The organism is Pseudomonas sp. Xaverov 83 (genome assembly GCF_019352905.1).
Lineage (GTDB): Bacteria > Pseudomonadota > Gammaproteobacteria > Pseudomonadales > Pseudomonadaceae > Aquipseudomonas > Aquipseudomonas yamanorum.
Genome location: NZ_JAAAFU010000062.1, coordinates 1 through 13,135, shown reverse-complemented (window position 1 = coordinate 13,135; position 13,135 = coordinate 1). Strand labels below are relative to the sequence as shown.

12 protein-coding genes are annotated in these 13,135 nt (G+C 62.1%); 7 read left to right on the top strand and 5 right to left on the bottom strand.

Annotated elements, in window-relative coordinates; genetic code table 11:
- The 4 genes from K0H47_RS19745 to K0H47_RS19730 all read right to left on the bottom strand — a co-directional run bounded on the left by K0H47_RS19745 (position 1) and on the right by K0H47_RS19730 (position 3,588).
- The gene (locus K0H47_RS19745) at positions 1-1,161 is read right to left on the bottom strand and encodes an acyl-CoA dehydrogenase family protein (RefSeq protein ID WP_017475434.1); all 1,161 of its coding nucleotides are present in this window, start codon (positions 1,159-1,161) and stop codon (positions 1-3) included.
- 42 nt (positions 1,162-1,203) lie between these two features.
- Positions 1,204-1,995, bottom strand: coding sequence for an enoyl-CoA hydratase/isomerase family protein (locus K0H47_RS19740; protein ID WP_219273464.1), 792 nt, complete (start codon positions 1,993-1,995; stop codon positions 1,204-1,206).
- A 154-nt stretch (positions 1,996-2,149) separates the two neighbouring features.
- The gene (locus K0H47_RS19735) at positions 2,150-2,788 is read right to left on the bottom strand and encodes a TetR family transcriptional regulator C-terminal domain-containing protein (protein ID WP_219273463.1); all 639 of its coding nucleotides are present in this window, start codon (positions 2,786-2,788) and stop codon (positions 2,150-2,152) included.
- A gap of 41 nt (positions 2,789-2,829) precedes the next feature.
- On the bottom strand, positions 2,830-3,588 hold the full coding sequence (locus K0H47_RS19730) for a class II aldolase/adducin family protein (RefSeq protein ID WP_063028946.1): 759 nt from the start codon (positions 3,586-3,588) through the stop codon (positions 2,830-2,832).
- Positions 3,589-3,719: 131 nt separating this feature from the next.
- On the opposite strand from K0H47_RS19730, the gene K0H47_RS19725 reads away from it, so the two are divergent.
- From K0H47_RS19725 to K0H47_RS19695, 7 genes are all read left to right on the top strand, one after another.
- A complete protein-coding gene (locus K0H47_RS19725) occupies positions 3,720-5,675 on the top strand; it encodes an FAD-dependent oxidoreductase (protein ID WP_219273462.1) in 1,956 nt (651 codons plus the stop codon).
- Positions 5,663-6,241, top strand: a complete 579-nt coding sequence (locus K0H47_RS19720; protein ID WP_374106765.1) for a helix-turn-helix domain-containing protein — start codon at positions 5,663-5,665, stop codon at positions 6,239-6,241. The genes K0H47_RS19725 and K0H47_RS19720 overlap by 13 nt, the downstream gene beginning before the upstream one ends.
- A gap of 121 nt (positions 6,242-6,362) precedes the next feature.
- The gene (locus tag K0H47_RS19715; protein WP_063028939.1) at positions 6,363-6,569 is read left to right on the top strand and encodes a hypothetical protein; all 207 of its coding nucleotides are present in this window, start codon (positions 6,363-6,365) and stop codon (positions 6,567-6,569) included.
- Positions 6,557-7,384 carry a hypothetical protein gene (locus K0H47_RS19710; RefSeq protein ID WP_063028937.1) on the top strand — a complete coding sequence of 276 codons (828 nt, stop codon included), beginning with the start codon at positions 6,557-6,559 and terminating at the stop codon, positions 7,382-7,384. The genes K0H47_RS19715 and K0H47_RS19710 overlap by 13 nt, the downstream gene beginning before the upstream one ends.
- 161 nt (positions 7,385-7,545) lie before the next feature.
- Positions 7,546-8,934 carry an amidase gene (locus K0H47_RS19705; RefSeq protein ID WP_218264193.1) on the top strand — a complete coding sequence of 463 codons (1,389 nt, stop codon included), beginning with the start codon at positions 7,546-7,548 and terminating at the stop codon, positions 8,932-8,934.
- 94 nt (positions 8,935-9,028) lie between these two features.
- Complete coding sequence (locus K0H47_RS19700) at positions 9,029-10,381, top strand: citrate-proton symporter (RefSeq protein WP_257626708.1); 1,353 nt, start codon at positions 9,029-9,031, stop codon at positions 10,379-10,381.
- Positions 10,382-10,482: 101 nt separating this feature from the next.
- Positions 10,483-11,829, top strand: coding sequence for an OprD family outer membrane porin (locus K0H47_RS19695; RefSeq protein WP_219273461.1), 1,347 nt, complete (start codon positions 10,483-10,485; stop codon positions 11,827-11,829).
- Between the two features lie 9 nt (positions 11,830-11,838).
- Here K0H47_RS19695 and K0H47_RS19690 read toward each other — a convergent pair whose 3' ends face one another.
- Complete coding sequence (locus K0H47_RS19690) at positions 11,839-12,741, bottom strand: LysR family transcriptional regulator (protein ID WP_063028932.1); 903 nt, start codon at positions 12,739-12,741, stop codon at positions 11,839-11,841.
- Positions 12,742-13,135: the final 394 nt, after the last annotated feature.

Below are 13,135 nucleotides of genomic sequence, written 5' to 3'. Positions count from 1 at the left end.
TCAGCGCAACAGCGGCCGCAACAGTTCGCGGGCAATAATGTGGCGCTGGATTTCCGAAGTGCCTTCCCAGATCCGTTCGATCCGCGCGTTGCGCCAGATGCGCTCCACCGGCCCTTCGTCCATCAAGCCCATGCCGCCGTAAATCTGCACGGCCTCATCAGCGACCTTGCCCAGCACCTCGCTGGCAAACAGCTTGGCCATGCCGGCCTCGCCGTCGGTCATGGTGCCCTGGTCCATTTTCCAGGCAGTGTTCAGGGTCAGCAGTTCGGCCGCGCGGATTTGCGTGGCCATGTCGGCGAGCTTGAACGAGATGCCTTGATAGGTGCCGATGGGCTGGCCGAACTGCTTGCGATCCGCCGCCCATTGCAGGGACACGTCCAACGCACGCTGGGCCTGGCCGACGCAGTTGGCGGCCACCATCACCCGGCCAGCGGTCAGCCAGGCGTTGGCGACCTCCCAGCCTTTGCCGACTTCGCCGAGGACTTTTGAGGCCGGCACGCGGCAGTCGTCGAAGAACATTTCATAGGTGTGATAGCCGCGGTTGCTGACGCACTTGGGGCCTCGGCGAATGGTCATGCCCGGCGTGCCACGGTCCACCAGGAACGAGGTCACGGCGTTGCGCTGGCGGCCGTTGTGTTCATAGGTGTCGGTAACGGCAAACACGATCGCAAAATCCGCGTGGCCGGCGTGGCTGATGAAGTGCTTGCTGCCGTTGAGCACAAAGTCATCGCCGCTGCGCACGGCGCGGGTCTTGATCGCGTTGGCGTCGGAACCGGCACCCGGCTCGGTCAAGGCAAAACAGTCGATCTTCTTGCCCTGCACGCACGGCAACAGGTACTCGCCAATCTGCGCGCCGGTGCAGGCCATGAGGATTTTCGAGGGCCGGGCGACAAACACATGCAGCGCCCAGGACACCTTCGACAACTCCCGTTCGATCAACGCCTGGGACAGGTAATCCAGGCCGCCACCGCCGACCTCTTCCGGCATGTTGAAGGCATAAAACCCGGCGGCAATCGCCTTGTCCCGAATCTGTGCGGCGAGCTCCGGCGAGACTTCATCGGCGCGGTCCACCGCCTCCTCGTGGGGCAACAATTCCTTGGCAACAAAACTGCGTACCGCGTCCACCAACATGTCTTGTTCTTGGCTGGGCTGGAAATTCATGGCGCTACCTGTCGATCGTTCGAGGGGTGTTTTGAGGAGGAATCAGTTGCCGGAGAAATTCGGGGGGCGCTTTTCCATCGAGGCGCGCAGGGCTTCAGCACCGTCGGCGCTGCGTCCGCACAGCAAGCCGGCGGCGAGTTCGGCTTGGAGCTGCTCGGGCAGGCTGCGCCCGGCGCCTTCGCGGATCAGGGTTTTGGTCTGGGCGAAGGCGAAGGTCGGGCCGTTGGCCAGGCGTGTGGCCAGGTCGGTGACGTGGGCGTGCAGTTGCTCATCGGCGACCACTTCGCCCACCAGGCCGGCGGCCAGGGCACGGTCGGCACTCCACAATTCATCGAGGAACAGCAGGCGCTTGGCTTGCTCGCTGCCGATCAGGCGCGGCAGATGCCAGCTGGCACCGGCGTCCGGCGAGTAGGCCATGCTGGTGTAGCCAGCCTTGAAACGTGCCGATTGCGCGGCTACACGCAGGTCGCAGCACAGGGTCAGGTCCATGCCGGCGCCGACGGCCGTGCCGTTGATGGCGGCAACGGTGGGTTTGTCGAGGGTGTGCAGGCGGGTCATCAGGGCGTGGGCGGTTTCGGTCCAGCCGTAGGTTTCGAGGGCGCCACGGGCTTCGGCGTCGGCCCATTCAGCCAAGTCAGCACCGGCGCAGAAGCTGCGACCAGTGCCGGTCAACACCACCACACGTAAGGCCGGGTCGCTGTTGAAACCGTCCAGCAACGCATGCAGGTGCTTGAGGGTCGGGATGTCCAGGGCGTTGCGCTGGGCGCCGCGATTAAGGGTGATCCAGGCAACGCCTGCTTGCACTTGAGTGAGCACAGACGGATCTGTAGTCATGGAATCCTCGAATTATTTTAATTGGCTTGAGGGGTGCGACATGGGGCGATACTAAACGAGTGTTCAGTAAGGAGGCAATCGGGTAACTGCAAATATTTTTCGAGGGGAAAATGCCGGCCCGGACATTGCGTCCAGGCGGCGCGGAATCGTTAGTTCAGGGTTTGATCTGGAAGCGTTTGCGGCCGCCAGACTGCAAGCCGTCGACCCAGGCTTCGCAGATCTGGATGCCCTGTTCCGGGGTGAAGGTGCCGGGGTTGAGCCCCGATTCCAGCCACAGGCCATCGAGCAAGGCGCCCAAGGCGATGGCCGCCAAATCGGCGTCGAACTGCTTCCAACCCTCCTCCTCGGCCATGTCCACCAAGGCCGAGCGCATGATGGTGCGGTACTCGCCATAGGAATGTTCGTGGGCCTGGTTGATCGCCGGGGCCGTCTTGACCGCGCCCCAGAACACCAGCCAGGCATCCAGCAGTTGCGGGTCCAGCAACTCGGGGGAAAACGAGCCGTGAAAGAACGCCGACAGCCGCTCCCGCGGGCTGGGCGGCGCCTTGGCCATGGCGTCACGCAGCAAGTCCATGACTTGCCGGGTGATAGACCGATAGGCCTCGGCCACCAGCTCATCCTTGCCCGAATAGTGATGACTGATCAGCCCCACCGACACCCCGGCCTCGGCGCTGATCTTGCGGATCGACGCGCCCTGGAAGCCGTCGCGCTTAAGGCACACCAGTGTGGCCTGGACCAGATTGGCCTTGCGCAATTCCGGTTCCATACGGGAGAAACGGGATTCCTGGGTCATGAGGCGGTGTCCTTGGGTAGAGTCGGCTGGACGACTCTACCTCACTCCCGGAAACCCGGCGACACCCGATCCAGCAACCGCAGTAATGCTGCCCACGCCAGTTGCATGGCGTCCAGGTCTGCCAGCTCGCCCTCTTCCAATGAGCGGCCAGGCTCATTGAACTGCCGCTCGGTGTATTCACACACGTCTGCAGGCGGCAGGATCAGCTTGCCGCACGCCTGGGCGGCGATCTGGATATCGCAGGCCTTCTCCAGGTAGTACATGCGCAGGAAGGCCTGGCTGACCGTCTCCCCCACCGTCAACAAACCATGGTTGCGCAGCATCAACACCGGTTTGTCGCCGAGGTCGCGCACCAGTCGCTGCTGCTCGTCCATGTCCAGCGCCACGCCTTCATAGTCGTGGTAGGCAACCTTGCCGTAGAACTCCATGGAAATCTGGTTCACCGGCAACAGCCCGCATTCCAGCGCCGCCACCGCACACCCGGCGCGGGTGTGAGTGTGCAGCACGCACTGGGCGTCTTCGCGGGCGCCGTGAATCGCGCTGTGAATCACAAACCCCGCCGGGTTGACGCCATGGGTCGAAGCCTCGACCGCGCGCCCGTCCAGGCCGATCTTCACCAGGCTGGACGCCGTGATCTCCTCGAACATCAGCCCATAGGGGTTGATCAAAAAGTGATGCTCGGGCCCGGGAATACGCACCGAGATATGGGTGAAGATCAGGTCGCTCATGCGAAAGTGCGCGATCAGCCGGTAGCAGGCAGCAAGCTCTTCACGCAGCTGTCGTTCGGTGGCCCCAGTCATTTTTATTCTCCAGGCGGGTGGTTGATGTGGCTGACGCTAATCCAGTCGCCAGTAAAAAAACAAGTTGATTTTTTACTGAGGCTGACCTCCTATAGAAAAATAATAACAACAGCGCCTGGAGTATCCGCACCATGTCGCCCCATGCCTTTCCGCATCTTTTTGAACCGTTGACGCTGCGCGGCAAACGCCTGAAAAACCGCATCATGTCCAGCGGGCACGACACCTCGATGCCCACCGACAACCGGGTCAACGAGCAGTTGATCGCCTACCACCGGGCACGTGCCGAAGGCGGCGTCGGGCTGATTGTGTTGCAGGTGGCCGGCGTGCATGACAGCGCCCGCTACACCTCCCATGTACTGATGGCCACCGATGACAGCTGCATCGAGGGCTACCGCCGACTGGCCGAAACCTGCCATGCCTACGGCACCGTGGTGCTGTCGCAGATTTTCCACCCGGGACGGGAAATCATGGAGTCGGCGGATGGCTTGCTGGCGGTGGCTTACTCGGCGTCAGGGGTGCCCAACGAGCGGTTCCGGGTGATGCCGCGCGCCCTTGACCAGTTGATGATTGACGAGATTGTGGCCGGCTACGGTGCGGCGGCAAGGCGCCTGCATCAGGCGGGGATTGACGGCGTGGAAGTGGTCGCCAGCCATGGGTATCTGCCGGCGCAATTTCTCAACCCGCGAGTGAACCGCCGCACCGATGGCTACAACGGCGAGCTTGAACAACGCCTGCGTTTCCTGCGGGAAATCATCGCCGCAGTACGGGCAGAAACCGACGAACAGTTCATCATCGGCCTGCGTATTTCAGCCGATGAGCGCGACCCCGAAGGCCTGACGGAAGATGACTCCCTGGCGGCCGTGCAACAGCTGCAATCACAGCTGGATTATGTGCACATCGTCGCCGGCACCTCGGCTTCCCTCGGTGGCGCGATCCATATCGTGCCGCCCATGGCTATTGCTCCGGCTTACCTGGCGACAGAAGCCGCAACGTTCAAGGCCAGCCTGTCGATTCCGCTGTTCGTCACCGGGCGCATCAACCAGCCCCACGAGGCCGAGCTGATGCTGCAGCGCGGCCAGGCCGATGTATGCGGCATGACCCGCGCGTTGATCTGCGACCCGCGAATGCCGGCCAAAACCTCAAGCGGCCATGCCGAAGATGTACGGGCATGCATCGCCTGCAATCAGGCCTGCATCGGCCACTTCCACAAAGGCTTGCCGATCTCCTGCATCCAGCACCCCGAGACCGGCCGCGAATTGCAGTTTGGCCAGTTGCAACCGGCATTGCGACGCAAGCGGATTATGGTCGTCGGCGGCGGTCCGGCAGGGATGAAAGCCGCAGCGGTGGCAGCACAGCGCGGCCATGAAGTGACCTTGTATGAGGCCAATGCCCAACTGGGCGGCCAGGTGCTCCTCGCACAGTTACTGCCACGGCGCAGCGAGTTTGGCGGCGCCAGTACCAACCTGCAGCGCGAGATGGAACTGGCCGGGGTTCGCGTGGTGCGCAATACCCGCGTCGACCGTGCTTTGGTGGAGCGCGAACAACCCGAGCTGGTGATCGTCGCCACCGGCGCCGAACCCTACTGGCCGGCCTTCGAACGCGGCGGTGAGCTACAGGTGCTGGACGCCTGGCAAGTGCTGCGCGACGAGGTCCCGCTGGGCCGTTCGGTGGTCGTGGTGGATTGGCGTTGCGACTGGATCGGCCCGGGCATTGCCGAGCGCCTCACGCGCGCCGGCCATCAGGTGCAACTGGCGGTGAACGGCACCCATTGCGGGGAAAACCTGCCGTTGTACGTGCGTGATCAACTGGCCGGTGAACTGCACCGGCTGGGCATTCCCATCATCCCTTACGCTCGTTTGTATGGCTGCGACGACACCACCGTCTACCTGCAACACACCGCCAGCGGCGAGCCGATGCTGCTGGAAAATATCGACACCCTGGTGTTGTGCCAGGGTCACCAGCCGGTGGACACTCTGGGCGCAGAACTGGAAGGCCTGGTGGCGTTCAGGCGCATCGGCGATTGCCTGGCGCCGCGTACCGCCGAAGAGGCGATTTATGAAGGATTGAAGGTAGCGTGGGACATTTGAACGACCAACCGCCACAGCTGTTTCTCGGCACCCGCATCCGTGGCTTGCGCAAGGCCCGGGGCATGACGCTTACCGAATTGGCGCAAATGAGCGAATTGACGGCCGGCTATATCAGCCAACTGGAACGCAACCTCGCCCACCCGTCGATCCCGGCCCTGTTCAACATCGCCCGCAGCCTGGGGGTGACGATCCAGTGGTTTTTTGCCAGCGAGACCACGCCGGCAGCGGAGGATGAAGGGTTTGTGGTGCGCAGGAACAATCGCCAGAGCATTCACTATGAGGACGGGATCGTCGACCAGTTGCTGACGCCCCTGCCCAATCATCAATTGGAGATGCTGCACTCGCGCTTTCCACCGGGCACCTATAGCCAGCAGAGCTATAGCCATGAGGGTGAAGAGGCGGGTTATGTGTTGAGCGGAACGTTTGAGTTATGGGTGGGCGAGCGGCATTTTCAGCTGGCTGAAGGGGACAGTTTCAGCTTCTCCAGCAGTGAGCCCCATCGGTATGGCAACCCCGGGAAGGTGGATGCGGTGGTGATTTGGGTGATTACGCCGCCGACGTTTTAGACCGTTGGTGTAAATGGAGACGTTTCCTACGGGAACTGGCGACGCTGGCACGCCGGCCATCAATGGCGGGGGTCAAGGCCGCTTGCTATAAAAACGACTACATCTTTTCGAGGTCGTCGCCATGTTTGGATTGTATTCGTTGTTTGCCGGTAAGCCGACTCAGGATGACTTGGATACGGTGGAAGCCATCAAGTCAAAAAGAACCATGAGGATTGAGGGAGAATGGGGTATTTCAGTCTCCGCCGAAGAAGTCATGGAATCCGAGGCCTACAAAGAAGCAATTCGCCAAGTCCGCAAAATGGAGGCCAATGATTCATGGGCCTGCTGATCATTTTTCCGTTACTGGTCAGCGGTTATCTGGTGTGTATCAAGCATCCTTATTACTACTGCCGGCTGCATCGTTTTGAAGGGCAGTTACTCTATCTACAGGTTGCGCGACTGGGACTGGTTTGCCTGGTCGTCGCCAGCCTGACAAGTGCCTTGATTCTGGCATTGTCCCAACAGGCGGTTTACGTCGCAGGCCGTGGGGTTGCAACAGACTATGGCCGCTATCTCGGCGCCTTATTGGTACAACTCGATATTGCCAACGAAAAGAATGCCGCACTTTGGGTTTTCTGGCTGCAGACCGGCTTGACCACCCTGGTCATTCCTTCTCTCTGGGCAAGACTTTATGTCAACGCGAAGAAAAAAGAGCTGAAGTTGAAATCCGATGAACAACTGAACTGCCGGCTCGCCCTGAACATCCTTGAAGGCACACCTTTCAAATACCTGCTCAGAGAATCCATCCAGAAGTACACGCCTTGCATGTTCAGCTTGAACGATCGAAAGGTGTACGTAGGCATTGTCGTATTCGTTGGCATGCCCACCGAGTCAGAAGGAATGGACCATGCATTTACTCTTCTCCCCCTGCTTAGCGGCTACCGTGACAAGGACACACTGGAAGTCACCCTGAGCACACGTTATTCAGATAGCAGCCACCCAGCCCCCATCATGCTGATCCAGGAAAACGTAGTCTCTGTCACTCGCTTCGATTTCACCACCTGGAACACTTCACACGCTCGAAAGAACCGCCCACCTCAACAGGAGCCGTTCTTCAATCACCGCTCCATCCGTACGACAAAAGCCTCAAGCGCCTGCGCCTGAGGTTTTAAAATAAGCCAGAGGCTGCGCTTCGGGTTTCAGTGCACACAAAAACGCAACACTGAACTGCACCGATTGTGATGGCCGCGCCACATCGGGGTTTATATAGTCGTTCCTACTGCAACCCGCCATGAGCCAGCCGGCCCATCACAAGGAAGCGTTCGATGACTGACCTGCATACCCTTACGGCCGCCGAACTGTTGGCGCAATTTGCCAGCCGGCAACTCGCGCCCATCGACTACTACGACCAGCTCCTGGCCCATATCGACCGCTGGGAGCCGAAGATCAACGCGCTCTATGCCTTCGACCCGCAACAGGTACGCCAGCAAGCCCAGGCCTCAACCGAGCGCTGGAACAAGGGCCAGCCCAACGGTGCCCTCGACGGCGTACCGGTGACCCTCAAGGAATTGATCGCCACTGAAGGTGTGCCTATCCCCCTCGGCAGCGCCGCCACCCGACTGACCCCGGCCCTCAGGGACGCACCGCCCGCAGCCCGTATGCGTGAAGCAGGCGCGATTATCCTGGCCAAGACCACCAACCCGGATTTCGGCATGCTGTCTTCCGGCCTGTCGAGCTTCCACGGCATCACCCGCAACCCGTGGAATACCGCCAACAACACTGGCGGTTCCAGCTCCGGTGCCGCCGCTGCGGCTGCCGCCGGTTACGGCCCACTGCACGTGGGCACCGACATCGGCGGCTCGGTGCGCCTGCCCGCCGCCTGGTGCGGCCTGGTGGGATTCAAGCCGACCCTGGGGCGCATTCCCATTGACCCGTACTACACCGGCCGCGCCGCCGGGCCCATGACCCGCACCGTCGACGACTGCGTGCTGCTGATGCAACACCTGGCCCGCCCCGATGCCCGCGACGCCACCAGCCTGCCGCCACTCGCCACCCAGTGGAGCAACCAACCGTTGTCGGTCAAGGGCCTGCGGGTCGGCCTGATGCTCGAGCCTGGTGTGGGCATGCAGCCTGAAGGCTTCGTGTGTGAAGCGGTGGAACACGCCGCACGGCTGTTCGAAGCCCATGGCGCCAAGGTCACGCTGATCCCGCCGATCATGGACCGGGCACAACTCGACGGCCTCGATCATTTCTGGCGCGCCCGGCAGTGGGGCGACTTGTCCGCGTTGAGCAGCGAGCAGTTCGACAAGGTCTTGCCGTATATCCGCGACTGGGCCGCGCCAGGCGCCGAGATCAGTGGCGTACAGGCCGTTAAAGGCTTCAACCAGACCTTCGAAATGCGCCGCCGCGCCGCGCAGGTGTTCACCGAACTCGACCTGGTGCTCTCCCCCACCAACCAAGTCAACGCCTTCCCCGCTGAGTGGCCTTCACCCAGCAACGACCCGCAACGGCCGTTCGAACACATCGTGTTCACGGTGCCCTGGAACATGGGCGAACAACCGGCGCTGTCGATCAACTGCGGTTTCGCCGCCGATGGCATGCCCATCGGCTTGCAGATGATCGCCCCGCGTTTCGCCGATCAATGGCTGCTGCAAATCGCTAAAACCTACGAGAGCTGGCGTGGCGCAATCCACCACTGGCCGAATCCTTCCTGACTTTGACTCTGTAAGAACTGCCCACCCACACGCCAGCTCCGGGCCTACACGGCCGGGAGCTTGGACGACCTATAACTAAAATCGAGGGGCTGGTATGCACACTGAGCAATTGACACGATCCGATCCTGATCACGCACCCGAAACACCGTCCCCGGACGCCGGCAAAAAGAGCATTTTTGCCGTGGTCCTGGGTAACGCCGTGGAGTTTTTCGACTTTGGTGTGTACGCAACCTTTGCGGTGATGATCGGCCACACGTTTTTTCCGTCCGACAGCGCCTTCGTCAGCTTGATGCTGTCGGTCACCGCGTTCGGTATCGGCTTTATCGTCAGACCACTGGGCGCGGTGCTGATCGGCGCCTACGCCGACCGCGTCGGGCGCAAACCGGCTATGCTGTTGACCCTGGTGATGATGGCCGTGGGCACCGGCAGCATCGCGATATTGCCCGGCTACGAGACCATCGGCATCGCGGCACCGATCCTGCTGGTGCTCACCCGCATGATCCAGGGCCTGGCCTGGGGCGGTGAAGCCGGCCCCGCCACCACCTATATCCTCGAAGCGGCGCCGCCCCACAAACGCGGGACGTACGCCTGCTGGCAAGTGGTTGCCCAGGGCGTCGCGGCCATGGTGGCCGGGCTGGTAGGGTTCACCCTGACCAAAGTCATGTCCCCGGAAGACCTCAACAGCTGGGGCTGGCGCGTACCCTTTGTGTTCGGCCTGTTGGTATTGCCGATCGGCATCTACATCCGCCGCAACCTCGCCGAAACCTTCCACGGCCACGGCGAGCAGACCAGCACCAGCGACCTGGTACGGGAAGTCTGCGGCAAGCACCGGCGGGTATTGGTACTGGGGTTGCTGATCCTTTCCGGCAGCACCATCACCCAGTACTTCCTCAACTACATGACCACCTTCGCCCTCACCGAGCTGAAGCTGCCCACCAGCATTTCCATGCTCTCGACCCTGGTGGCGGGCGCCGCCATGGCCGTGTGCGCGGTGGCCGGCGGCATGCTCTGCGACCGCTTCGGGCGCCGGCTGATCCTGATGACACCGCGGGTGGTGTTGCTGCTGATCCTGTTCCCGGCCCTGCAACTGATGACCGAACACCCCAGCCCGGCGACCTTCCTGCTGACCCTCGCGGTACTCTCGGGCCTGCACGGCATGAGCGGCGCGGCGTTGATCGTGCTGCTGGTGGAAAGCTTCCCGAAATCCGTGCGCTCCACCGGTTTCTCCATCGTCTACGCCTTCGGTGTGGCGGCGTTTGGCGGCACCGCGCAGATCATCATTACCTGGCTGATCGGCACCACCGGCGATCCAATGTCACCGGTCTGGTACCTGCTGATCGCCAACCTGGTGTGCCTCACCGCCGCCTGGTTCGCCAAGGAAACCCGCCCGTCGCTGCCCGGCAGCCCGGCCCGCGAAACCCGGCTCACAGAAGCTTCGGTTCGCTGAACACCTTTTCCCACTGTCCCGCGTCTTTTCGCCACTGACCGGCAGCGCCTGAGGGTCTGCCGGGACGGTCGCCTTACGTCTGATTTGTATGGGGATTTACCATGTATTCACGTCTTTTACTGGCCGTCACCCTGGCGTCCAGCACCCAGGCTTTCGCCCAAGAGAACGCTCAAGCCAGTGCACCGGGCTTCCTCGAAGGCAGCACCCTAGACCTTAACCTGCGCCACTACTATTCCAACCAGCACACCAAGCGCACTACCCACCTGAGCATCAAGAAACCCGGCGGCATCGAGCCCACCCGTGTACGGGAAACCTGGGTGCAGACCAGCATGCTCAAGTACAGCTCCGGCTACACCCAGGGCCTGATTGGCGTGGGCGTGGATGCGGGAATCTTCAGTGCGGTCAACCTGGAGCGTGGCCACGGCAAGGTGGCCAATGGTGGCGACCGGGTGCTGGTAGACGGCGACGGCGATGCGATTCCCACCTGGAGCCGCCTGGGTGTGGGCGACGTGCGTTTGCGCCTGTCCAGCACCGAGATCAAGGCGGGCCGGCTGATGACCGACAACCCGATCCTGCGCTACAAGGACAACCGTGCCCTGCCCTCCAGCTTCCAGGGCGTGGGCCTGTTCAGCAACGAATTCGACTGGTTGTCGGTGCAGGGCGGCAGCTTCGAGCGGGCGATTCCGCGCACCGGCACCGGCGCCGAAAAGCTCACCACCACCTTCGGCAACCGCGCCTACAGCGGCGCACGCATCAGCTACCTGGGGGCCACGGTCAAACCGGGTTACGGGCTGGAGGCCAGCGTCTACGCGTCGCGCTTCGAAGACATGTGGGACCAGACCTACGTCGGCCTGACCCACCGCATCGGCGACAAAAGCGACATCGCCTTAAAGACCGCCTTCAACTACTACCACACCAGCGATTCGGGGGACAAAAACCTCGGCTACATCGACAACAACGCCGCCAGCCTGGCCTTCACCGCCACGCACCTGGCCCACAGCCTGACGCTGGCCTGGCAGCAGGTGTTTGGCAATGAATACTTCGACTACGTGTGGGAGTCCACCGGCAACTACATGGCCAACTCGCTGTACTCGGACTACAACGGCCCCAACGAAAAGTCCTGGCAACTGCGCTACGACCTGGACTTCGCCGCCTACGGCGTGCCCGGCCTCACTGCCAGCCTGTGGCACGCCAAGGGTTGGGACATCGACGGCACCCATTACGATGGCGACCGCAACGGCCACAACACCGGCTACAACGTGCGCAGCCTGGATGGCGCCAAGCACAACGAAAACGGCTTGATGGTGGCCTATGTGATTCAGTCCGGAACACTCAAGAACACCGTACTGCGCACCATCGTCTACAACCACCGCGCCAGCGGCGGGCAGATTGACGGCAGCTACGATGAGTTCCGCCTCGTTGCCAATGTGCCGATCAACATCTTCTGAGGCTCAGGCTCAGTTCAGCGAACAACGCTGCATCGCCCCTGCCAGCATCTCCTGGCACTTGAGCACCGCCACCGAACGGGGGCGGTTGCGGTATACGCAGAGGTCGATGCGGATGCGCCCGAGGTCTTCATCGGCGATCGGCACGGCGACCAGGCCGTCGCCCAAGTCCCGTACGTCTGCCTCGACCTGGGGCAAAATCAGCACCGCTGCCCGTTGCCGGGCCAGGCTTTTCTGCACTTCCAGGGAGCTGGTGGTGAACACCGGTTCGAGGGTGACTCCGCGTTTTTTCGCGGCCACTTCCAGGGCCTGGCGCACGCCGTAGGCCGAGTCGGGAATCGCCAGGGGCTGGCCTTGCAGTTCGCTCAATTCGATGCTTTCGCGTTGGGCGAAGGGGTGTTCGGCACTGACCAGCACCCGGTGCCACAGCTGGCAATGGGCAGTGACTTCGACGTCGGCGCGTTCTTGCAGGTAGAACGCCAGGCCCAGGTCTGCCTCGCCGCTGCACAGGGCGTCGAGCGTGGCCGATGCACTGGCGATTACGATGTTGAAGGTGACCTTGGGATGGGCGCGGTAGAAGGTGGCGAGTACCGGGGCGAGTACGGTGGAAACGATACTTTCTGACACATGGATGCTGATGTTACCGGCCACCTGGCTTTGGCGGCTGGCGATGACTTCGCGTACTTGGTCGAGGCCGCGCAGGGTTGAGGTGACTTGTTCGGCCAGGCATTCGCCCTCGGCGGTGAGGCGGATGCCGCGGGGGCCGCGTTCAATCAGGGCGGCGCCGAAGAAGTGTTCCAGGTGTTCGATCTGGCGGCTGACGGCGGTTGGGGTGACGTATAGACGTTCGGCTGCCTTACGCAGGGAGGCGCAGCGGGCGACCTCGTGGAAATATCGCAAGGCGCGTAGTTGCATTGGGGTTGCTCCTTTTTTTGGGGGGTTGGGTTGGGGGGGACGCAATTACTGCGCCATGCATGTGTACATATCCGTTTCTTCGGTCACGGCGGCTTATGGTTCCGCTCTTACAGCGGCTCACTTTGGAAAAGCCCCAAAGTAAGCAAAGGGCTCTGCCCCGCCTGTCGGCACCTCGCCTAGGCTCGGTGTTCCCTCACTCCGGCATTGTTCCGCGGGCCGCCGCGACGGGCCATCCATGGCCCGGCGCGGCTAAACCGGCGTCCTGCCGGTTTACCCGCTCCGCACTGCGTTCGGCCTCGGGCTTATTGGGGCAGTCAGATCAAAATCAAAATCAAAAGCAAGAGCACAGCGGCCTACCGGCCGGCTTGAGTGTTAAAAGCAAAGGCAAGATCCA